Origin of the sequence: Roseibacterium elongatum DSM 19469 (assembly GCF_000590925.1) — a bacterium.
Classification (GTDB): domain Bacteria; phylum Pseudomonadota; class Alphaproteobacteria; order Rhodobacterales; family Rhodobacteraceae; genus Roseibacterium; species Roseibacterium elongatum.
In genome coordinates, this window is the sequence record NZ_CP004372.1 from 742,804 (window position 1) to 764,844 (window position 22,041).

Genomic DNA, 22,041 nt, shown 5'->3' on the forward strand with positions numbered 1-22,041 from the left:
GGCGGCAGCAGGGTCGCGCCGCCGCCGGATGCGGTGTCAGATCAGCTGTCCTGACAGCGCAGCGTGATGTTGTTTTCCTCGGCGTATTGGGCCGAATCTTCCATCACCAGCGGCGTGATGACGCTGTCGTCGGGCGCGACGAAGTCGGTCAGGGTGACCCACTCGCTGCCGTTCCACTGCTGCAGCGTCGCCATGCCCGACCCGCCGTGATCGGCACAGCTGACCGAGAACTCGGGGCCGATCATCGGCATGCCAAGCTCTTCCATGCGGGTGTTGGTCATCTCCAGCGCTTCCATCCCGTCGCGCATCATCGACGCGTCGATATCGGCGACACCGTGGATGTCCTGCGCGGTGCGGGCGGCCTCGGCGGCCAGCATCGCGGCATACATGCCACGGGTATAGAGCACGTTGCCCAGGTTGGTGCCGTCACCGGCGGCAAGCCCCGCGTCAATCACGTGTTCCTGGATCTCGGCGAAGATCGGCATGTCACCCAGCGTGTTCATGTTCAGCGCGCGATAGCCGGCCGCCGCTTCGCCGGCCTGTTCGACATCGTGGTCCGCACCGGCCCACCAGTTGCCGATGAAGTTCTCCATCGGGTACCGGATGTTGATGGCTTCCTGGATGGCGACCTGGTTCATCACGCCCCAGCCCCACATGATGACGTAGTCCGGGCGCTCGCGGCGGATCGACAGCCACTGGTTGCCCTGCTCCTGACCGGGGTGGTCCACGGCCAGCTGGGTCAGTTCGAACCCATGCTGTTCCGACAGGATCTCGAGCGTGCGGATCGGCTCACGGCCATAGGCCGAGTTGTGGTAGAGCAGCGTGATGGTCTGGCCGCTCAGATCGCCGTCGTTTTCCTCGAGCAGGTTGTTGATGATCACCGACGCCGCGTCCCAGTAGTTCGCGGGGTAGTTGAACACGTGGCTGAACACCTCGCCGTTCGCGGCCGAGGTGCGGCCATAGCCCATCGTGTGCAGCGGGATGCCATCGGCGGTGGCGCGCGGGATCAGCTGGTAGGTGATGCCGGTCGACAGCGGCTGATAGACAAGCGCGCCCTCGCCCTTGGTCGATTCGTAGCATTCCACGCCGCGCTCGGTGTTATAGGCGGTTTCGCATTCGATCACGCGAGTCATCACGCCGCCGATGCCGTCGTCACGTTCGTTGAGCAGGGTGAAATAATCCTGGTAGCCGTCCGAGAACGGGATACCGCCCGCCGCATAGGCGCCGGTCCGGTAGCTGAGGTCGGGGAACACCAGGTCCGCCAGCGCCGGGCTTGCGGCCATGGTGCCCGCGGCAACCATCGTCATCAGTGTCTTCATCGGGGTAGTCCTCCCTTGGGTTTATCCGATTTTTTTCATCCGTCCCGGTTGGCCCCGGGTTTCTCTGTGATTGCGCCGCCGCGCCTCCTCGCGCGGCGGAAATCCGGTGCGCCCGCTTATCAGTGCGGGAAGGGCCAAAGCCGCAGCTTTTCCTTCATCAGCGCCCAGAGACGGGCCAGCCCGTGCGGCTCGACGATCAGGAAGAACATGATCAACCCGCCCACGATCACGAACTGGAAATGCGCCGAGATCGCGGTGTCGAAGCCCAGCGTGTCCACCAGCAAAAGCTTCAGAACCACCGGCAACAGCACCATGAAGGCCGCCCCGGCAAAACTGCCGAACATCGACCCCAGCCCCCCGATGATGATCATGAAGAGCACGAGGAACGATTTCTGGATGCCGTAGGCCTCGCCCACCTCGACCGCGCCGAGATAGACAGTGAACAGCAACGCGCCGGAGATCCCGACATAGAACGAACTGACCGCAAAGGCCGACAGCTTCGCCCTGAGCGGGTTCACCCCGATGATTTCGGCCGCGATATCCATGTCGCGGATCGCCATCCACTGCCGCCCGAGGCTGCCGCGCGTCAGGTTCCGCGCCACCCAGGCCAGCACGAACAGGAACAGGAAGCAGAAGACATAGTTCACCCAGGCCTCGGCGTTGGGGCCGGTCACCGGCTGGCCGAACATGAACCGCTCGGGCGCGTTGATCTGCCCCGAGGCCGAGTAGTTGTAGAACCACGGCACCTTGTTGAACACCCACACCAGAAAGAACTGTGCGGCCAGCGTCGCCACCGCCAGGTAGAATCCCTTGATGCGCAGAGACGGCAGGCCGAACATCACGCCCACGATGGCAGTCATGACCCCCGACAACAGCGTGACCGTGACCATGTCCATCCAGGGAAAGGCCGTCATCAGCTTGTACGAGGTATAGGCCCCCACCGCCATGAACCCGCCGGTGCCCAGCGAGACCTGCCCGCAATAGCCCGTCAGGATGTTCAGGCCGATGGCCGCGATCGCATAGATCAGGAACGGCAGCAGGATGGCGTTGGCCCAGTAGTCGTTCACGAGGAACGGCACCACGCCCAGACCGACGATCAGGGCCAGGTAGTATCCCCAGCGATCGAACTTGATCGGGAAGGTCTGGTTGTCGGCAGTGTAGGACGTCTTGAAATCGCCCGCTTCACGGTAGAACATGCATCCCTCCCCGGATTTTCGCATGCGAACAGGCATCGCGGCGCGTCAAACGCCCCGGTGCCATTCGGATTGTCTGTTGTGTGGACCCGGCCGCGATGCGCGGGGTCAGCGGCACTCCACCCGGCGCCGGCCGTAAATGCCGACCGCCAGTCCGATGAGGCAAAGCACCGGCATGCTCCAATGCACGCCCGCTCCGCCGACCAGACCCGAGACGGTGAACAGCGCGCTCACCCAGAAGATGGCAAAGCCCACCGTCGTCAGGATCGCGCAGAGCTTCAGCCCCGCAGACGACGCCCCCCTCGCATAGTCTGGCTTGCCGATATTCGGCTGCTGGATCTCGTCCAATGCCATGGCACGTCTTCCTCCCGAAAACGCCGCGGCTGATCCCATCCTGATCGGCCCGCGGCCCCTGTCCTGCGCCAAATCGCGCCGTGACAGACTGCCGCGAAAGATCGCGCGCGTCAGCAGTTATTTTGACAAATTGCCGCATCACGCGTTCACACCCTCTCGATGATCTTCTCGCCGAACAGGCCCTGCGGCCGGAACACGAGGAACAGAAGCGCGAGGACATAGGCGAACCAGTTCTCGGTCGCGCCGCCGATCATCGGGCCGATCGCGAACTCGAACAGGGCCTCGCCCACCCCGATGATCAGGCCGCCCACGATGGCCCCGGGGATCGAGGTGAACCCGCCCAGCATCAGCACCGGCAACGCCTTGAGCGCGATCAGCGACAGCGAGAACTGCACCCCCGATTTCGAGCCCCACATGATGCCGGCCACCAGCGCGACCATCCCGGCCAGGGACCAGACCAGCACCCACACGTAGTTCAGCTTGATGCCCACAGACAGCGCGGCCTGGTGATCGTCGGCCACGGCGCGCATCGCGCGGCCCTGCTTGGTGTATTGGGTATAGGCCACCAGCGCACCCACCAGGATCGCGGCGATGATCGCGGCCGAGATGTCCAGATTGTCGATGAAGAACCCGTATCCGAAGATCTCGAAGGTGGCGCTGTCGATGGCGTCGTTGATGCCCTGCGGCAGGCCGACATCGAGATTGCGGATCTCAGACCCCCACATCAGGTCCGACACCCCTTCGAGGAAATAAGCCAGCCCGATCGTCGCCATGAACAGGATGATCGGTTCCTGCCCGACAAGATGCTTGAAGATGAACCGCTGCACGAACAGCGCAAAGCCGATCATGATCACGACCGTCAGAGCGATGGCGAACAGCGCCGGCACCTCCCAGCCGAAATAATGGATGTCGGTACCGAAGATCTCGTTGATCAGATGCCCGAACGGCACCCGGCCCTGCTGGATGCCCACCAGCGTCATCGCCGCGAAAAGCGCCATGACCCCCTGGGCATAATTGAAGATACCGCTGGCCTTGAAGATCAGCACGAAGCCGAGGGCCACCAGCGCATACATCACGCCGTTCAGAAGGCCGTTCAGCGTGACCTCCATTGCAAAGATCAGTTGCTCGGGCATGCTGGGCCTCCGTGCGGGGTGTATGTACGGGCTGTGTACAGGCTGTGTACGGGGTGTGACGTGGCGTGCCGGGCGCGATCAGTCATGGCTGACCCCCAGATAGGCATCGATGACTTCCTGGTTGTTGCGCACCTCGTCGGGCGTGCCGTCGCCGATCTTCTTGCCGTAATCCATCACGACAACGCGGTCCGACAGGTCCATGACAACGCCCATGTCATGCTCGATCAGCACGATGGTCGTGCCGAACTCGTCGTTCACATCCAGGATGAAGCGCGACATGTCCTCCTTCTCCTCGACATTCATCCCCGCCATGGGTTCGTCGAGCAAAAGGATGCGCGGTTCAGCCGCCAGCGCGCGGGCCAGTTCGACCCGCTTCTTCAGGCCGTAGGGCAGCCGCCCAACGGGCGTCTTGCGGATCGCCTGAATCTCGAGAAAGTCAATGATTTCCTCGGCTTTTTCGCGGTTCTCGACCTCTTCTCGCTGCGCCTTTCCCCACCACAAACCCTGGTCGAGGAAACTGGCCTTCATGTGGTTCAGCCGCCCGGTCATCACGTTGTCCAGAACCGTCATCCCCTCGAACAGGGCGATGTTCTGAAAGGTCCGCGCGATGCCTTGCCGGGCCACCTGATAGGGCTTCATCGGCTTGCGGATCGCCCCCTTGTACCAGACCTCGCCCTCCTGCGGGTTGTAGAAGCCCGAGATGACATTGAGCATCGATGACTTGCCGGCCCCATTGGGCCCGATGATCGCCCGGATCTCGCCCTCACGAATGTCGAAGGAAATATCCTTGATCGCCTCGACTCCGCCGAACCGCAGGGTGATATGCTTCATTTCCATCACCACACCGCCGATCGTGCGACCGTCTTCGGTGACATACCCTTCGTGAGGATTGATGGGCGGGTGTATCGCCTCGTTCATTCCGCGTTCTCCCTGGCCGCTTGCCCGGATCGAAAGATCAGCGCCCCGATCAGGCCGTAAATCAAAAGGGCGATCAGCGCCCAAGTGAGGTTCTCTTCCCAAAGCTCCGGCATCCCGAAAAGCAGCGCCGCAACCCCGCAAATCCCGATGGCGCCGCCCTGGATGACCGCGGCGCCGGTGCGGACATAGCGTCCGGCCACCCAACTCGCGGCAAACCCGAGCAGAAACAGGGCAATCGCCGCCAGGCTCATGTCCGGCGCCCTTGCGGGATGGCGGGCGGGGCGACAGCGATAGCTGAGCGTCCGCACGTCATTCCGCCGCCACCTGAGCCGGTTGCCCCGTCGTGACCACCTTGGCGTCGCGCAACTGCAGCGTCGCCTTGATTTTGCCCTTGCGGCCGTCCTCGTAGGTCACTTCGGTTTCGGTGTATTGCTCGGTCTTGCCGGAATAGAGCGCATCGATGAGATCGTCGAATTTCTCGGCGATGATGTTGCGCCGCACCTTGCGGGTTCGGGTCAATTCGCCATCGTCGGCATCCAGTTCCTTGTGCAGCACAAGGAACCTGTGGATCTGACAGCCTGACAGCATCTCGTCCTGCGCGATGCTCTCGTTCGTTTCCTCGACATGTTGCTGGATGGTCTCCAGCACGCGGGGGTGCCCGGCCAGTTCCTGATAGGACGAATAGGCGATGTTGTTGCGCTCGGCCCAGTTGCCCACCGCCGTCAGGTCGATGTTGATAAAGGCCGTGCACATCTCGCGCCCGTTGCCGAACACCACGGCCTCGAGGATATTGGGATAGAATTTCAGCTTGTTCTCGACGTATTTCGGCGCGAACAGGCGGCCATCGGCCATTTTGCCCACGTCCTTGGCGCGGTCGATGATGCGCAGATGCCCGGTGCCTTCCTCGATGAAGCCCGCATCGCCGGTGGCCACCCAGCCCTCGGCATCCTTGGTCGAGGCCGTCGAGTCGGGGTTCTTGTAGTATTCGACGAACACGCCGGGGCTGCGGTAGTAGACTTCGCCATTCTCGTCGATCCGCAACTCGACACCGGGCGACGGCACGCCGACCGTGTCGGGCCGCACCTCGTGGTCGGGTTGCTGGGTGATGAACACGCTGGCCTCGGTCTGGCCGTAAAGCTGTTTCAGGTTGATCCCCAGCGAGCGGTAAAAATCGAAGATTTCGGGGCCGATCGCCTCGCCGGCGGTATAGCCGACGCGCACGCGGCTCAGGCCCAGGGTGTTCTTCAACGGACCATAGACCAGCTTGTCGCCGAGCGCGTAGATCAGGCGATCCATCGCGCCAACCGACTTGCCGTCCAGCATGCGCGGGCCGACGCCGCGGGCGTGTTCCATGAAATAATGGAACATGCGGCGCTTGAAACGCCCGGCATCCTCCATGCGGATCATCACACTGGTCAGCATGTTCTCGAAAATGCGCGGCGGGGCAAAGAAATAGGTCGGCCCGATTTCGCGCAGGTCGGTCAGCATGGTCTCGGGGCTTTCGGGGCAGTTGACGCAGAACCCCGTCCAGTACGCCTGACCGATCGAGAAGATGAAGTCGCCCACCCAGGCCATCGGCAGGTAGGCCAGCACCTCTTCGCTGGGGCCGAGATCGTCGAACTCGGACGAATTCTTGGCCGTCTCCAGGATGTTGCGGTTTGACAGCACCACGCCCTTGGGCTTGCCCGTCGTGCCCGAGGTATAGAGCATCACGCAGGTATCGTCATACCGCAGGGCGCTTTCGCGCTCGCGCATGATCGGCTCGAGACGGTAATGGCCGGCGCGGCCCTCGGCCTGCACATCCTCCATCGCGTTCATGTGGGTGTGGTCGTATTTGCGCATGCCGCGCTTGTCGACATAGACGATCTGGTCGATGCCATGCACCGTTTCCTGCACCTCGATCACCTTGTCGACCTGCTCCTGGTCGCCGCAGATGACAAAGCGCGCGCCACAGTGTTCCAGCACATAGGCCATCTCTTCGGCGGGCGAGTCCTGATACAGCGCGACCGGGATCGCCCCGCATTTCTGGGCTGCCACGAAGGACCAGTAGAGCGCCGGACGGTTGCGCCCGATGATCGCGAGGTAGTCCCCCTTTTCCAGCCCCAGCGCGAGCAACCCCATGGCCAGCGCCTCGATCTCTTCGGCGGCTTCGGCCCAGGACCAGCTTTGCCAGATGCCGAATTCCTTTTCGCGATAGGCCGGTTTCGACCCGAATTGCGAAACGTTTCGGGCCAGCAGCGCAGGCACGGATTGCGGTGCGCCCGAGGGCGGTGTCTGAGTAGCCAAAGTCGTTCCTCCCTTCGCCGATCTCCCCACCGGCGGTTACGGGGTCGCCTGTTAGGGCGAGCCAGCGACTCCCGTCGCCTATACCGTGCCAGCAAATTGCTCGCGGTCAAGTTTTGCCTGACTTTTTCCCAATCCTAACGAATTGTAACAGCACGCGAGGGAAGCTTGACGAACGCATCCAAGGGGGCCAGCGATGAGGACCGGGGAGGACGACACCATGCCGCTTGCGGCCGCGACCGATCACTTGACCCGTGCCGGTCTGAACCTGATTCAGCAGGCGCTGTCGATCTATGACGCCGACCTGCGCCTGGCGGTGTGCAACCGGCCGTTCCAGACCATGTTCGGCCTGCCCGAACGCCTTGTCAGCCCCGGCGCACGGTTCGACGAAACGGTGCGCTGGCTGGCCGCGCATGGCGAATATGGCGAGGTCGAGGATATCGACGGCTTCGTCCGCGACCGGGTCGAGGCCGCGCGCGCTTTCATGCCCCATTACATGGAACGGCGCCGGTCGAACGGCCGCACGATCAGCGTCGAGGGGTCCCCCCTGCCCGAGGGCGGGTGGGTCACGGTCTATACCGACATCACCGCCGCCAAGCGGCAGGAGACCCTGCTGCGTGCCCGCTCGGAGGAGTTGAGCGACCAACTGCTGAGCCATACCGAGGAACTGACACGCACCAATCGGCGGCTGGAGGCCACGATCGGACAGTTGGAAGAGGCCAAGCGCCAGCTGACCGAGATGGAGGCGCGCATTCGCCTGACCACCGAGATGACGCCGGCCCATATCGCGCGGCTGGATACCGACGGCGTCTATACCTACACGAATCGACGCCTGTCCTCGGTCATGCCGGGGCGGCGCAGCGATGTGGTCGGCCTGTGTTATCTGGACGTGATGGGCGAGGTGACGGGCGCGCGCCTGCGCCCCGCCTTCGAGGCCGCCCTGGCGGGCGAGGCCAGCGTTCTGGAATATGACGACGCCGGGTCGGGCCGGCGCATCCGCACCGCTTTCACGCCGGATCGGGCCGACCCGGAGGGCCCCATCACAGGGGTCTACCTGTTGTCGACCGACATGACCGAAGAGGCCCAGACCCGCGCCGCCCTGGCCCAGACGCACAAGCGCGAACTTGCCGCGCAACTGACCAGCGGCCTTGCCCATGACTTCGCCAATCTCTTGACGATCATCCTGGGGCTGCAGGGTCGTCTGGAAAAGATGCCGCTGCCCCATGGTGCGCATGAATTGACCAGCGCGACGCGTATGGCCGCGCGGCGCGGCGGCACCCTGCTGGACAAGATCGCGCGCATGTCCGGCCCGCGCGACATCAAGGCCGGGCCGGTCGTGCTGCGCGATTTCCTCGACAGTTTCGCGCCCCTCGCCCGTGCGGCCCTGACGCCCGAGATCACGCTGACCATCGACAACCGCATCGCGCCGCCCGCCTTGATGCTGGATGCCGGCAGCTTGCAGGACAGCCTGTTGAACCTTGTGCTGAATGCCCGCGACGCGATCGGAAACCGCCCCGGCCGGATCGAGATCACGCTGCGAAGCCAACAGGACACCTGGTTGGAGATCGCCGTTCAGGACACCGGCCCAGGCTTTTCCGACATCGCCCTGGAAAAGGCGACGGCCCCTTTCTTTACCACCAAGGGCGACGAAGGGTCGGGGCTGGGTCTGTCGATGGTCTATGACCTGACGAAACTGGCGGGGGGCAAGGTGGCGCTGGCCAATGCACCCGCGGGCGGCGCCGTTGTCACGTTGCGCCTGCCGCTGCGCCCCGCCAAGGCCGAGGCGCGCCCGATGCTGGTCTTGCTGGTGGACGACGACGCGGAATTGCGGGCGGGTGTCCGCGATCTGCTGATCGGCCTGGGCCATCAGGTGATCGAGGCCGCCAGCGCCGAAGAGGCGCTGACCCTGGCCGAGATCCCCGGCATCGACTGGGTGCTGTCCGATCTGCGCCTGGGCGAAATGGACGGGCTCGATCTCTTGTCCGGCCTGGCGACGCGCCACCCTGGCCTGCGCCTGGCGCTGATGACATCGGCCCCCGAAAGCGACGCCCGCCGCAGGGCCGCCGCCGCGCGCTGGCCGGTCCTGTCCAAGCCGGTGGACGCGCCGCATCTGCTGTATCTGCTCAGTATCGAGGACGCTGCATGAGCCAACCCTTTGTCACCATTCTCGACGACGAGCCGCAAATCCGCGCCATGCTGTCCGACGCGCTGACCGAGGCCGGGTTCCGCACCGCCAGTTTCGCCCGCGCCACCGAGTTCGAGGCCGCCCTCGCCCATGCCACGCCGGATGTCTGCCTTGTCGATCTGGGCCTGCCGGATCGCGACGGCCTGGCCCTTGTGCATCGGCTGGCGCTGGAATCGGGGGCGGCGATCATCATCATCTCGGGCCGCGCACAGGTGCAGGACCGTGTCACGGGGCTGGAACTGGGCGCCGATGACTACATCATCAAACCCTTCGACCCGACCGAGGTCGTGGCCCGCATCCGCGCCCGGCTGCGGGTCTCGCGGCCCAAAGGCAACGACCACCAGACGGCGCGGTTCAACGGTTGGACGGCCCATTTCGATCGTTACATCCTTGAGGACGACACCGGCGAGGAAACCGCCTTTTCCCATGCCGAGGGAGAAGTGCTGCGGATGTTCCTCGAGGCGCCCAAACGCCTGATCTCGCGGCAGCAGATGCAGGAAAACCTTGGCGGCGCGGCGGGCGAAAGCTTTGATCGCGCGATGGATGTGCGCATCTCGCGGCTGCGCACCAAGCTGCGCGAAGACCCCAAGAACCCGCGCCTGATCAAGACGATCTACGGCGCGGGGTATATCTTTCTGGGAAACGTCAGCTGGGGCTGAGACGGGGTTTGTGGGAGGGGGAGGGGGATGTCTGCTCAGAGCCCAAGGCGACCGAGGTTGCGTTTTGCACGAATGGCCACACGGGACAGAAACCGGTTCTTCACCCCACAATGTGCCAAGTTCTACTAAAAAGGGCGGCCATTGTCCTCAACAGATGCACTGGCCACGTCGGCGCGCATCCGTAGGTGGCCCGGGCCGAGACTTCACTGATCAAGATCAACGCCATAGGTCTCACTATTTCATATTAGCTGTGCGACCCAATATGAAAGCGAGAATGGAATGCAATTGTGTGAACGTGAGCTTGGCTGGATTTTTTGGGCGACAGCACTGGTTTTCCATGTCTGTTTGGCCAGCATTATCAGTGTGGGCGCGGCGCATGCTCAGCTAAATCCCTGCCCCTATACCAATGATGGTGATTGTGATGAGCCCAATGGCTTGGGCCTATGCGCGCCGGGCACGGACGTCGCGGACTGCTCCAACCCGAACTCCAATTTCGGCGGTGGCAGCGGTTACGCGGCCGGTGGAGGCTTCACGGGCGGGTTGTCCGGCACTCCGGGTGGTGGCGCCGTTGGAATGACGATCTATTCCCCATGGGTCTCCGTCACCAATGATCCGAACCAGTTCCGCGGTCAACGGGCCGGTGTTTTTCCATCGAGCACTTGCGATAGCGCGACAGGACGGGGCAGTGGGCCTTTTCCCGCTGGCTCTTACGACATCTATACCGGCAATGCTGGCAACACGGGATCCCTTCCTCCCACGGACATAAGAATGGCCACCGTCACCCTGCACTCCAATCGCATCTACACTGTCGATCTTGGAGGTGTGAACGGGTTCGGCTTCAGAGATAGTTCGGGCTTGGAATCGTTGTACGGGGCGCCGGGAGAGGGGTACGCGCGCATCTACCACCGAAACAGTGACACCAGAACGTGGCGGGCGCTCTGCATCCTTCCAACCGGCTGGGATATGACATGGTGTGGCACCGACATGTCGGGTTTCTCCTGCGCGGGTTCGTCCGTGTCGGCAAACACCACACTAGTGGGGTCTTGGCGGCTCGAAGATTCGGCAGGTGTCCCGGAAAACGAATTCACATTTCAATTCTTGTCGAATGGCGTTGTGCAGGCAGGACCCTTTTCCGGAAACTGGAGTCAGCAAGCCGACGGAACATACTTGGTTCAGTTCACCTCGACCCAATGGGTTAACCCCCAATTTTCTATTGCGATCTCGTCCGATGGGCGCTCGTTCACGGCGTATTTTGATGGATCAATCATCGGATACGGCTACCGTATGTAGCACGGGAAGCTCGAGGGCATCGCCCCCCGTGTGCCGCGCGTTGACACCCGGCGGAGAGCCAAGGCATCCGTTCCGTCGCCCCCCTCTGCGCGACGGCGATTGCTGCCATCTATCGACCAGCGCTGAGGTCCGCTTCGGGCCGTTGGCTGCGCTTTAGGCGGCACTCGCAAATGGCAGGATTGTCCCGCGCACCCGCCCCCTCACCCCAACCTTTCCACCGCGCGGGCCAGCACCTCGACCCCGGTGACCAGATCATCCTCGCCGGTGTCTTCCTCGAACGTGTGCGACACGCCGTTGATCGACGGCACGAAAAGCATCCCCACCGGCATCAGCCCCGCAAGGTTCGACGCATCGTGCAGCGCGCCCGAGGGCATCGCCCGCCAGCGCCCTGGCGCGACCTCGTCGGCGGCGGCGGATAGCGCCGCTTGCATGCCTGCATCCATCGGCATCGGCGCAAGGTCATGGCGCAGCTTGCCCCATGTGATCTCGCATCCCGTCTCGTCGCCCATGTCGCGCAACAGTTGCGCGATGGCCCCCTCCATCCGGTCCAGCCGGTCGGCGTCGATATCCCGCCATTGAAGCGAGAACTCGGCCCGCCCCGGCACCACCGACTGCGCGCCGGGATGCAGGCGGATATGGCCGATGGTCCAAACCGATTGCGGCGTCACGATATTGGCGAAGCGATCCGGCAGGGCCGTCGTGATCCGGGCCGCGACGGTGAAGGCATCGCGGCGCATCGCCATGGGCGTGGTACCCGCGTGGTTCTGCTGACCGTGCACCTCGACCTGGATCTGGCGCAAGCCGACGATGCCGGTCACGACGCCCACGGCCTCACCGGCCGCGTCCAGAACCGGGCCCTGTTCGATATGCGCCTCGAGAAACCCGGTGAAGCGCGCCGGGTCCAGCCAGTCACCCGCCCGGTCGGAGATCCGGGCGCGGGCCTCGGGCCATGTGGTGCCGTCCGTCGCCACCAGCTTGTCGGCATCGGCCTCGCTGAGCTTGCCCGACCACAGCGACGAGCCGGTCAGCGCGCCGAAGCGACCCTCTTCGTCCTGGAACGAGACGACAGAGACGGGCGGGCCACCGGCCTCTTGCGCGGCGCGGGCGATCTCGAGCGCGGCGATCACGCCATAGGCCCCGTCCAGCCAGCCACCCTCGGGCTGGGTGTCGGAATGCGACCCCATCAGCAGGCTGCGATCGCCCGGCGCCAGGCCGAACAGGTTGCCCGCCGGGTCCATATGCGGCGTCAGCCCGGCGTCGCGGAATTGCTCAGCCAACCAGTCGCGCGCGGCAAGGTCGGCCTCGGTAAAGGCGCGGCGGCGCACGCCCTTGCTGCCCGGCGCATCATCGCCGCCGAATGCGCGCAGCGTGTGAAGATCGGCAAGGAAACGGTCGGCGTGCGGGGTCATGTCTGGCCTCCTGTCGGCAGGTTTGCCAAGCTATTGGCACCCGATCGTGGTAGCGTCCAGCCCATGGATGTGACGGCCCTTGCCTTCTATGCCGCGATTTGCGCCCTGCTCAGCCTTGCGTCGCCGCGCCTCGGGCGCCCTTTCGTGCGGCTTGCCGTCGGCGCCGTAGTGGGCCTTGCCGCGGCGGCCCTTCTGCCGATCTTGAAGGGCGCTCTCGGCCTTGGCTGAGGTCGCCTTGCGCTTCGCCGCGCGATCGCCCATCACGGGGCGCAGGATCTGAAAAAGGGATTTGGTGTGGGCGAACTGGTTCTGGTCCGGCACGGGCAGGCGAATTCGGCGGCGAATGACGAGGCGGGCTATGACCGGCTGAGCGATCTGGGCCACCAGCAGGCCGCGTGGCTGGGCGCATGGCTGCGCAGCCATGATGCTCCTTTCGACGAGGTGTTCATGGGCGGTCTGCGCCGCCATCGCGAAACCGCCGAGGGCAGTGGGCGACATGGGCGCGGCGCCGCAGATCGATCTGCGCCTGGATGAACTGGATTATTTCAACCTGTCGCGCGCCCATGCGGAAAAGAACGGCGCGACCGAGATGCACGGCCCTGAGGATTTCGTGCACCATATCCGCGACATCATGCACGCCTGGCAGCGCGCCGAGATCCAGGGCAACGAAAGCTACGCCGATTTCGAGGCCCGCGTGGCCGAGGTGCTGCGCCTTGCCGCGACCCCCGGGCGGCGTGTGCTCTGCGTGACGTCAGGTGGTGTGATCGGCATGATGGTGCGTCACCTGCTGGACCTCGACATTGCGCGCATGGCGCATCTGCTGGTGCCGATCCGCAACTGCTCGATCCACCGCGTGATGGTTCTGGATCAGGCCATGATCCTGTCGGGCTTCAACGCGACGCCGCATCTGGATACGCCCGATCGCATCCACGCCCGCACCGAGTTCTGAAAGGGAAAACCGATGACACATCTCTGGGTTCGCCACGAGGAACGCCCGAACGAGGAACGCGCCGGCCTGACCCCTGACGGCGCCCGCGCCCTGATCGCGCAGGGCATGCGCGTGACGGTCGAGGACAGCCCGGTGCGCGCCATTCCCATCGACGGATACCGTGCTGCCGGGGCCGAAATCGCGCCCCCCGGCACATGGCGCAAGGCCCCGCGGGACGCGATCATCTTCGGCCTCAAGGAATTGCCCGAGGATGGCACCCCCCTGCCGCATCGTCACATCATGTTCGGCCACGCCTACAAGGGGCAACCGGCCGGGCGCGATCTGCTGAGACGCTTCAAGGCCGGGGGCGGCAGGCTCTACGATCTGGAATATCTCGTCGATGAGGACGGGCGCCGCGTGGCGGCCTTTGGCTACTGGGCGGGCTATGCGGGGGCGGCGATCTCGACCATGTGCTGGATCGCCCAAGCCGAGGGCGGCCTGTGCGGCCCCGTCGCCACCTACCCCGATGCCGAGGCCCTGCGCGACACCATCGCCGCTGCCCTCGACCGGATGGAGGGACACCGCCCCCGCGCGATCATCATCGGCGCCAAGGGCCGCGTCGGCACCGGGGCCGGCGATTTCTGCGACCAGATGGGGCTGCAGGTCACCCGCTGGGACATGGCGGAAACGGCCCATGGTGGCCCCTTCCCCGACATCCTCGAGCACGAGATTTTTCTCAATTGCATCCTCGCCACGCCGGGCGTGCCGGTCTTTGTCCCGCCCGAGGCGAAAACGGCCCCGCGCGCCCTGCGTGTGATCGGCGACATCGCCTGTGATCCGACCTCGGATTTTTCGCCGATCAAGGTCTATGACCGCGCCACCGATTGGGATGCCCCGGCGCTGCGGGTCCATGAGGCGCCACCATTGGACGTGATGGCCATCGACAACCTGCCCTCGCTTTTGCCTGTCGAAAGCGCACGGGATTACGCCGGCCAATTGCTGCCGTCGCTGAAAACGTTGGACGCGCTGGACCAAGGGGTCTGGGGCCGCGCCAGAGCAGTTTTCGACACGCATATCGCAACTCTTTGAAAAGGAGTCGAACCATGACGATCCATTGGTGCGGAACGGGCCTGTCCGCGGTGCCGGGGCTGCGACGCCTGATCGAGGCCGGGCACGAGGTAACGGTCTGGAACCGAACCGTCGAAAAGGCGCAACAGGCCGTGGGCGACCTGACCGGCGATATCCGGCCCTTCGACCTGGACGCGTTGCAAGCCGCGTTGAACCCCGGCGATGTGGCCGTGTCGATGCTGCCCGGCGACTGGCATGTACCGGTCGCCAAGGCCTGCATCGCCAAGGGGGCGCATTTCGTCTCGTCCAGTTATATCGCCCCCGAGATGCGGGCGCTCGACGCCGAGGCGACACGGGCAGGCGTGGCGCTGGTCAACGAGGTGGGGCTCGACCCCGGCATCGATCACCTGATGGCCCATGCCCTGATGGCCGAATACCGCGCCAGCGCGGCATTCGATCCGGCCAACACCCATCGCTTCATCTCGTATTGCGGCGGCATCCCCAAACAACCCAACCCGTTCCGGTACAAGTTCAGCTGGTCGCCGCTGGGGGTGCTCAAAGCCTTGCGCTCGCCCTCGCGCTCTCTCAAGGATGGCGCCGAGTGGAATGTCGATCGTCCATGGAACGCGGTCTCGCGCTATGATGCGCCCCTGGCCCTCCCCGAAAGCTTCGAGGTCTATCCCAACCGCGATTCCCTGCCCTTCATGGCCGAATACGGGTTCGGAGAGGACTGGCGCGTGGATCAGTTCGTACGGGGCACCCTGCGCCTGAACGGCTGGAGCGCGGCCTGGGCCGATGTCTTCGCCGAAATCGAAACCCTCTCCGGCCCCGAGGGCGATGCCCGTCTGCAAGAGATGTCCGATACCTTCTGGGCCGAAAACGCCTACGACGCAGGCGAAGCCGATCGCGTCGTCATGTGCGTGGGCCTCACCGCCGAAAAGGACGGCGAAACGGTCTGGAACAAGACCTACGTCATGGATGCCTGGGGCGACGAGCGGGGCAGCGCGATGGCGCGCCTCGTGTCGATCCCGGTCTCTCTGGCCGTCGATGCCGCCCTGAACGGGCGCCTCGCCCCCGGTGTGCAGGCCGCGCCCTCGGACCCGACCCTGGTCGCGGAATGGCTGGGCACGGTCGGAACCCTCGCCCAGCATCTGGCAATCGTGGATCACACGGCCTGACCCGGCCATCACCCTTGCAAAATGGCGGGCCGACACTCCGACCCGCCCCATCTTTATCCTTCAAATATGCGTGCCGCAGGCACAAGGCGCAGGTGATCGCCCCAACGGGGCGTGAACCCGCGCCTCCCCCCGGACGACGCGCGCAGGCGCGGCGCAACCCCTCGGGGCACGGGCCTACATCAGGCCATCTTCCTCGTCGGTGATGTCGATGCCCATCGCATCGCAACCCGCCTCGAGATGGTCCGAGAAGTGCGGGCTGCCCAGCAGGTAATCGGCCGTCGGTACGGTCGCCTCGGCACGCGCGGTCTCCACCGCCTCGGCCCAATCCTCGGCGTCGAACGATCCCCGGCCGATCCAGAACAGCGCCACGAGATCCGCGGCCTCATCCTCGTTCAACCGGTCGATGAACGCTCTCAGCTCGCCCTCGGCACGGTCCAGCTCACGGCCCATCACGATGACCTGGGCCACCTTGCGAACGGAAATCTCCATGTTGCGCGTCCTCCTTTTGCGACCTTCATATCAGACGTCGCCACCGCCTGTCGCCTTGATCTGCCGCAAACGCGGTTAACCCCCTCGGCGGAAGAACAGTGGAAAATACAGCCAATCCGGCATCAACTGGCTGATACGAAAGATCATCCCGAACCCCCAGGGAAAATGCGTCGCGAACCGGCCCGACGACATCTTTTCGAAAAAGACGCGTCCGGCCTCCTCGGGTTCGAGGATGGCGGGCATCTCGAAATCGTTCTTGTCGGTCAGCCGCGTCCGAATGAAGCCCGGGTTGATGATCTGGGTCTCGATCTGCGTTCCCCGCAAATCGCCATGGAGCGACTCGGCCAGACTGAACAGCCCCGCCTTCGACGCAGAATAGCCTATCGCGCCCGGCAGCCCGCGATAGGCAGACAGGCTGCCGGTCAGAACGATATGACCCGCACCCTTTTCGACAAAGCGCGGCACGACCTGCCCAAGCACCCGCACGGCGCCCGTCAGGTTGATGTCGAACATGGCCTCGACCTTGTCGGCATCCCACCCGGTTGCCGCGATGGGCCAATAGACCCCGGCCAGAAAGACGATGCCGTCGATCTCTCCCACCTCTTCGGCGGCGGCGCGCACATTGTCCCGGTCGGCGATGTCGATCGGAACGTAGGAGGCCCGGCCAGGAAGCTCCGCGACAAGCTCCTGCAATCGCTCTTCCGAACGGGCCGACACGATCAGGTCGACGCCGGCGCGGCTCATCTGATGGGCCAGGGACCGGCCCAGCCCCTCGGACGCGCCAATCAGCCAGTAGCGTTTGCCATTCCAATCCCGCATCGCGCTTGATCCTTGTTGCTAAACCGTTTGCGCCCTGTCCGGGGGCAGGCGTGTCATCGACAAAAGCCCCAGCGCCCCCAGTTTCAAGACGCATGGTACCAAAGCATAGAGCGAGGTGAGCATTTGCAAGGCCGCCGCGTCGTTGGGCGCGCCGGGCGCAAAGCCAGCCGCCTCCAACGCGGGCAGCAGGACGATCGCCGCCAGGGCCAAGGTCGCCTTCTGCACAAAGGACCACAGGCCGAACCCCGCCGCCGCCTCGGGGGCGACCTGCGCCATGCGCCGGGCAAAGAGGGCGGGCAGCAAGGCGAAATCGGCCCCGATCGCGATACCGGACACAAGGCAGACAACGGCAAACAGGGCCACGTCGCCCGCCTCCAGCAACAGCACGGTCGAGAAACTGGCGATGGCCAGCACCATGCCGAGGATCAGCATGGGCCGCGCCCCCACCCGGCGGGCCGCCTTGCTCCAGGCCGGGGTCGACACCGCCGCCGACAGAAAGAACAGGATCAAGAGCGGCCCTTCCCACCCCGGCGCGTCAAGCACGCTTTCGACATAGAACAGGAACAGCGTCGAGGACACGGCCACCGGGGCCGCGTTCAGCAACGCGATGAGCAGCAGACGCCGCGCAATGCCATCACCCAGGATCGCCCTGAACCCAGACGGCGCGATGGCCGCCGCCTGGCCCCATTCCGCCCGCATCAGCCAGACGGCCAGCAGGCACAGCGCCGCGAACCCGGCGGCGAACCCGGCATAGGGCGCAGGGGTGCCAAGCAGCAGGCTCGGCGCGACCGCGGCCGCACACACCCCCAGGAGGGCCCCGGTCTCGCGCCAGGCGGCCAGCCGCAGGTGCCCGGCCTCGCCCAATCCGCCGGCGGTCTGGACCCCTTCGGAATAGAGGCAGATGGTCAGGAACGAAAACGCCGAGAACAACCCCGTCATCGTCAGCGCGAACCACAGCAGCGGCGGCACCGGCGGCGGCACCGCAAACAGCGCCAGCATCGAGACGGCCAGCACCGCCCCGCCGACGGCCACGGCACGGCCGCGCCGCGCCCGCAGGCGGCTGGCCACCCAGGCCAGCGCCGGATCCTGCACCACATCCAGAAGGCGCAAGCCGAACAACACACCCGCCAGGGCCGTCAGCCCGACGCCATATTCATCGACGTAGAATTTCGGTGCGTGGATATAGATGGGCAGCCCCGCCGCCGACAGCATGGCCGCGAAGGTTGCATATCCCGCAAGGTTCGGCCCCCGCGCCCGTGCAGATTGCCGTGTCACGACACCTCGTGACCCGGCGGTTCGGGCCGGTCGCGGTAGGGGGCCCCCTTCCACCACAGGATCAGCGCCTGCCAGTGGATCAATGCAAACACCCGACGCGCCCCGAACGGCCGCCGCAACGCGGCCCGCAGGATCGCCCCGGTCGTCAACGCCCGGCGCTTGCCGGTCAGGGTCGCGTAAAGCCCTTCGTTTCCGGTGGCATAGTCGATCCAGACCCCGACCCGGTCGCTGCGGATGTCGAAGCGAAAGGTATAGCCCCCCTCGATGGGCTGGAACGGCGAGACGTGAAAGATTTTCGTCGCGCGCAGCGTATCCTCGCGCGTGATCGGCCGGTGATCGTCATGGGCGCAGAGGTAGGAATGCCGATCGCCGAACGTGTTGGACACCTCGGCGATCACGGCGCGCAGGCGGCCGGGCCGGTCATGGGCCAACCAGAAGCTGACCGGATTGAAGACATGCCCCAACGTGCGCGGCTGCGCCAAAAGCATCAGCTTGCCATCCGTCACGTCGGCCAGGCCGTGGCTTGCCAGAACCTCGCGCGCCCAGACGGCGCCGCGCCCCTGCTTGGCGGGGCCGCCATGATCGCGGTCCTGCAACGACAAGAACCCCGCCCGGTTGCGCCCGAACAGCCAGGGCGCGCGTGGCCTGTCCTCTTCGGCATCGAGAAGAACGTAGTCGATCCCGTATTTGAACGCATTCTCGACGGCCCCACGGCGGCCGTGAAATGTCTCGCCGGGGATGTGATCGACGCGGCCCATCAGGCCACCATCAGGCGCGAGTCGCGCTGCGCCATGCCCTCGACGACGTCCATGGCGCTGGCATAGCCGTCTTCGTGGAAGCCGTTCTTCATCCACGCCCCGCAGAACCAGGTGGCATTCGCCCCGTTCATCTCGCGGATGGTGCCCTGAGCGGCCAGCGCCGCCAGATCGTAGACCGGGTGCGCGAAAGTGACCGTATCGTAAATCAGCTTGTCATCTATCGGTGCGCGGCTGTTCAGCGTGACGAAAAGCGGATCGCTTTCGGGGATCGGCTGCAGGCAGTTCATCCAGTAGGTCAGGTCGATCGGCCCGCCCTCGTGGCCCGGACGTTCGGTATAGTTCCAGCTCGACCACGTCGCGCGCCGCGTGGGCATCGCGCGCGTATCGGCGTGCAGCACGGCCTCGTTCGGCTGGTAGCGCACGGCCCCCAGCGCGGCCGTTTCCGCGGCCGTCGGGTCGGCCAGCAGGCCAAGCGTAATGTCGGAATGGGTGGCGAACACGACCTCGTCGAAGGCCTCGGGGTGGCCCTCGCGGATCACCTCGATGCCGCCGGGCAGACGGCGCACCTTGTCCACCGGGGCGGCGACGCGAATGTCGACACCGCGCCGGCGCATCGCCTGCTCGAGGCGCGTGACATATTCAACCGAGCCGCCCTGCACCGTCCACCACTGATGCTGCCCCGAGGCCTGCAACAGGTTGTGGTTGCGAAAGAACCGGACAAGCGCCTGCGCCGGGAAGTCCATGATCTCTTCTTTCGGGGTCGACCAGATCGCCCCGGACACCGGCGTCAGGTAATAGTCGCGGAACCAGCGGCCCATACGCATCTGATCCATCAACTCGCCCAGGGTGACGGTCGAGTCGGTGGCGACCTTTTCGGCCTCGGCGTTGAATCGCAGCAGATCGCCGATCATCCGCAGAAAGCCCGGCCGCGCCAGGTTCGATTTCTGCGCGAACAGCGCCTGAAGGTTGCGCAAGCCATATTCGACGCGTCCGCCGCCGATCGACGCGGCAAAGCTCATGTCCGACTTGACGACCGGCACGTCCAACTCGGCAAAAAGCTTGGTCAGATGCGGATAGTTGACGTAGTTGAAAACGATAAAGCCGGTATCGACGGGTTGATCGCCATTCCTGCCGGCAACGACCGTGCGCGCATGCCCGCCCAGCCGGCCTTCGGCCTCGAACAGCGTCACGGCATGATCCGTCGCCAGATGATAGGCCGCGGCCATCCCCGAAATTCCTGCTCCGATGACGGCGATGCGCTTGGGCGCGGCTGTGGTTGTTTCAAAAGGCACGTGGTGATCCCCGATCCCGATTATTTTGCAGTTTACCGGACGAATACGCGGCCCGTGCCCGCCCGGATCAAAGAAAAATCAAGCCCGGCCAGACGGATGGCCGAAAAACGACATTCCCTTTCGGTTGAAAAATTTGTGTGATCCAGATTAGGAGAACCACCGTATAAGTCGTATGTTGGTATCGAATGACCACGTCAACCAGACAGGTGACACAGCCTCGGCCGCGCGCGACGCGGATGCGATGGTTGCCCGTTGCCGCGAAAGGCGTGACCAAACGGTGGCGACAGTTGAAGTGACCGAAGCATATTGGGTTTCCCGCATCACGGCGATCGCGAAAGACGAGGACAAGGTGGCCTTTGCCGACGTGTTCCGGCATTTCGCCCCGCGCGTGAAAGGGTTCTTGATCAAGTCCGGCGCGGACGACAGCCTCGCCGAAGAGTGCATGCAGGATGTGATGGCCACCTTGTGGCAGAAGGCACATATGTATGACCCGGCACGCGCGTCGGTGGCGACCTGGATCTTCACGATTGCGCGCAACCGCAAGATCGACCTGATCCGGAAATACGCCCGCCCCGAGCCCGAGGATCTTCCCTGGGGTCCCGAGGCCGAGCCCGACCAGGCCGACGTGATGGCACTTCAGCAAGATAGCGCAAGGTTGGCGGATGCGATTCGCCAGCTTCCTGAAAAACAGCGCCGTCTGATCGAACGCGCCTACTTTGGCGATCTCACCCATTCCGAGATCGCCGCCGAGACCGGTCTGCCCCTTGGCACGATCAAGTCGCGGATTAGGTTGGCCCTCGAAAGACTGCGCCACGCGATGAGCTGACACCGAGATGATTGACGTGACCCATACCGTTCCCGATAGCCTTTTGATGGGCTATGCCACCGGCGCCCTGCCCGAGGCGTTCGATGTGGTGATTTCGACGCATGTCTCGCTCAGCGACGATGCACGCGCACGTCTTGCAAGTTTCGAGGCCGTTGGCGGCGCCGTACTCGAAGATATGGACAAGGCCGACGTTGCCGAGGACAGCCTTGAAAAGACGCTGGCGATGATCGGTGCCGCCCCGCCGCGCGAGGCGCAGCCAATGCCGAAGGATGGTGTTTTCCCTGCGCCCTTGCGGGCGATCGTGGGCGGCGATTCGGACAGCGTGAAATGGCGCAACGTCGCCCGGGGCGCCAAACAGTCCGTTTTGCAGTCCAACAGCGAGGCGAGTGTGCGGTTGCTCCATATTCCGGCGGGCCAGGCGATGCCCGAACACAGTCATCGCGGCATGGAGCTGACCCTGGTCTTGCAGGGGGGCTACAGCTCGGAAGATGGGCATTTCGTGCGCGGTGATCTCGAGGTGGCCGATCAGGAAACGCACCACACACCCGTTGCCGACGATGATGGGGAGGATTGCATCTGCCTGGTGGCAACGGATGCACGGCTGAAATTCCAGGGATTGCTGCCGCGCATCGCACAGCCCTTTATCGGCATCTGACGACCAGTCC

General features: G+C 64.6%; 23 protein-coding genes. 9 read left to right on the forward strand and 14 right to left on the reverse strand.

Annotated elements, in window-relative coordinates; translation table 11 throughout:
- Window positions 1–41: 41 nt before the first annotated feature.
- From ROSELON_RS03575 to ROSELON_RS03605, 7 genes are all read right to left on the reverse strand, one after another.
- Window positions 42–1,319, reverse strand: a complete 1,278-nt coding sequence (locus ROSELON_RS03575; protein WP_025311064.1) for an ABC transporter substrate-binding protein — start codon at window positions 1,317–1,319, stop codon at window positions 42–44.
- A 119-nt stretch (window positions 1,320–1,438) separates the two neighbouring features.
- Complete coding sequence (locus ROSELON_RS03580) at window positions 1,439–2,515, reverse strand: branched-chain amino acid ABC transporter permease (RefSeq protein ID WP_025311065.1); 1,077 nt, start codon at window positions 2,513–2,515, stop codon at window positions 1,439–1,441.
- A 105-nt stretch (window positions 2,516–2,620) separates the two neighbouring features.
- Complete coding sequence (locus ROSELON_RS03585; RefSeq protein ID WP_025311066.1) at window positions 2,621–2,866, reverse strand: hypothetical protein; 246 nt, start codon at window positions 2,864–2,866, stop codon at window positions 2,621–2,623.
- A gap of 146 nt (window positions 2,867–3,012) precedes the next feature.
- A complete protein-coding gene (locus tag ROSELON_RS03590) occupies window positions 3,013–3,999 on the reverse strand; it encodes a branched-chain amino acid ABC transporter permease (RefSeq protein ID WP_025311067.1) in 987 nt (328 codons plus the stop codon).
- 78 nt (window positions 4,000–4,077) lie between these two features.
- Complete coding sequence (locus ROSELON_RS03595; protein ID WP_038650131.1) at window positions 4,078–4,917, reverse strand: ABC transporter ATP-binding protein; 840 nt, start codon at window positions 4,915–4,917, stop codon at window positions 4,078–4,080.
- Window positions 4,914–5,168 (reverse strand): hypothetical protein, encoded by a 255-nt coding sequence (locus ROSELON_RS03600; protein ID WP_025311069.1) that lies wholly within the window; start codon window positions 5,166–5,168, stop codon window positions 4,914–4,916. The genes ROSELON_RS03595 and ROSELON_RS03600 overlap by 4 nt, the downstream gene beginning before the upstream one ends.
- Window positions 5,169–5,226: 58 nt before the next feature.
- Complete coding sequence (locus tag ROSELON_RS03605; RefSeq protein WP_025311070.1) at window positions 5,227–7,203, reverse strand: AMP-binding protein; 1,977 nt, start codon at window positions 7,201–7,203, stop codon at window positions 5,227–5,229.
- 193 nt (window positions 7,204–7,396) lie between these two features.
- Between ROSELON_RS03605 and ROSELON_RS03610 the strand changes: the two genes are divergently transcribed.
- The 3 genes from ROSELON_RS03610 (at window position 7,397) to ROSELON_RS18085 (ending at window position 11,334) form a co-directional block, all read left to right on the forward strand.
- Complete coding sequence (locus ROSELON_RS03610) at window positions 7,397–9,346, forward strand: PAS-domain containing protein (RefSeq protein ID WP_245605405.1); 1,950 nt, start codon at window positions 7,397–7,399, stop codon at window positions 9,344–9,346.
- On the forward strand, window positions 9,343–10,044 hold the full coding sequence (locus tag ROSELON_RS03615) for a response regulator transcription factor (protein ID WP_025311072.1): 702 nt from the start codon (window positions 9,343–9,345) through the stop codon (window positions 10,042–10,044). Before ROSELON_RS03610 ends, ROSELON_RS03615 begins: the two co-directional genes overlap by 4 nt.
- Window positions 10,045–10,323: 279 nt before the next feature.
- A complete protein-coding gene (locus ROSELON_RS18085; protein WP_156945778.1) occupies window positions 10,324–11,334 on the forward strand; it encodes a hypothetical protein in 1,011 nt (336 codons plus the stop codon).
- Between the two features lie 200 nt (window positions 11,335–11,534).
- Here the strand turns inward: ROSELON_RS18085 and ROSELON_RS03620 are convergent, their stop codons facing one another.
- Both ROSELON_RS03620 and ROSELON_RS18090 read right to left on the reverse strand, forming a co-directional pair.
- The gene (locus ROSELON_RS03620; RefSeq protein WP_025311073.1) at window positions 11,535–12,743 is read right to left on the reverse strand and encodes a M20 family metallo-hydrolase; all 1,209 of its coding nucleotides are present in this window, start codon (window positions 12,741–12,743) and stop codon (window positions 11,535–11,537) included.
- A 30-nt stretch (window positions 12,744–12,773) separates the two neighbouring features.
- A complete protein-coding gene (locus tag ROSELON_RS18090) occupies window positions 12,774–13,064 on the reverse strand; it encodes a hypothetical protein (protein ID WP_156945781.1) in 291 nt (96 codons plus the stop codon).
- Between ROSELON_RS18090 and ROSELON_RS18920 the strand changes: the two genes are divergently transcribed.
- The 4 genes from ROSELON_RS18920 to ROSELON_RS03635 are packed head-to-tail and all read left to right on the forward strand — an operon-like array spanning window position 13,038 to window position 15,917.
- Entirely contained in the window at window positions 13,038–13,277 is a 240-nt protein-coding gene (locus ROSELON_RS18920) for a phosphoglycerate mutase family protein (protein WP_281172852.1), read from the forward strand. The genes ROSELON_RS18090 and ROSELON_RS18920 overlap by 27 nt on opposite strands.
- A complete protein-coding gene (locus ROSELON_RS03625; protein WP_281172853.1) occupies window positions 13,240–13,692 on the forward strand; it encodes a histidine phosphatase family protein in 453 nt (150 codons plus the stop codon). Before ROSELON_RS18920 ends, ROSELON_RS03625 begins: the two co-directional genes overlap by 38 nt.
- A 12-nt stretch (window positions 13,693–13,704) precedes the next feature.
- Complete coding sequence (locus tag ROSELON_RS03630) at window positions 13,705–14,760, forward strand: saccharopine dehydrogenase (RefSeq protein ID WP_025311074.1); 1,056 nt, start codon at window positions 13,705–13,707, stop codon at window positions 14,758–14,760.
- Between the two features lie 14 nt (window positions 14,761–14,774).
- A complete protein-coding gene (locus tag ROSELON_RS03635) occupies window positions 14,775–15,917 on the forward strand; it encodes a saccharopine dehydrogenase family protein (RefSeq protein WP_025311075.1) in 1,143 nt (380 codons plus the stop codon).
- Window positions 15,918–16,091: 174 nt separating this feature from the next.
- Here ROSELON_RS03635 and ROSELON_RS03640 read toward each other — a convergent pair whose 3' ends face one another.
- The 5 genes from ROSELON_RS03640 to ROSELON_RS03660 all read right to left on the reverse strand — a co-directional run bounded on the left by ROSELON_RS03640 (window position 16,092) and on the right by ROSELON_RS03660 (window position 20,550).
- Entirely contained in the window at window positions 16,092–16,406 is a 315-nt protein-coding gene (locus ROSELON_RS03640; RefSeq protein ID WP_025311076.1) for a DUF3775 domain-containing protein, read from the reverse strand.
- A gap of 75 nt (window positions 16,407–16,481) precedes the next feature.
- Window positions 16,482–17,225 carry an SDR family NAD(P)-dependent oxidoreductase gene (locus ROSELON_RS03645; RefSeq protein ID WP_025311077.1) on the reverse strand — a complete coding sequence of 248 codons (744 nt, stop codon included), beginning with the start codon at window positions 17,223–17,225 and terminating at the stop codon, window positions 16,482–16,484.
- An 18-nt stretch (window positions 17,226–17,243) separates the two neighbouring features.
- The gene (locus ROSELON_RS03650; protein ID WP_025311078.1) at window positions 17,244–18,500 is read right to left on the reverse strand and encodes an MFS transporter; all 1,257 of its coding nucleotides are present in this window, start codon (window positions 18,498–18,500) and stop codon (window positions 17,244–17,246) included.
- Complete coding sequence (locus ROSELON_RS03655; RefSeq protein WP_025311079.1) at window positions 18,497–19,261, reverse strand: DUF1365 domain-containing protein; 765 nt, start codon at window positions 19,259–19,261, stop codon at window positions 18,497–18,499. Before ROSELON_RS03655 ends, ROSELON_RS03650 begins: the two co-directional genes overlap by 4 nt.
- On the reverse strand, window positions 19,258–20,550 hold the full coding sequence (locus ROSELON_RS03660) for an NAD(P)/FAD-dependent oxidoreductase (protein ID WP_025311080.1): 1,293 nt from the start codon (window positions 20,548–20,550) through the stop codon (window positions 19,258–19,260). The genes ROSELON_RS03655 and ROSELON_RS03660 overlap by 4 nt, the downstream gene beginning before the upstream one ends.
- Before the next feature lie 241 nt (window positions 20,551–20,791).
- Here ROSELON_RS03660 and ROSELON_RS03665 point away from each other — a divergent pair, with 241 nt between their 5' ends.
- Entirely contained in the window at window positions 20,792–21,376 is a 585-nt protein-coding gene (locus tag ROSELON_RS03665) for a sigma-70 family RNA polymerase sigma factor (protein ID WP_156945988.1), read from the forward strand.
- A 7-nt stretch (window positions 21,377–21,383) separates the two neighbouring features.
- Window positions 21,384–22,031 carry a ChrR family anti-sigma-E factor gene (locus ROSELON_RS03670; protein WP_025311082.1) on the forward strand — a complete coding sequence of 216 codons (648 nt, stop codon included), beginning with the start codon at window positions 21,384–21,386 and terminating at the stop codon, window positions 22,029–22,031.
- The last annotated feature ends 10 nt before the right edge of the window (window positions 22,032–22,041 follow it).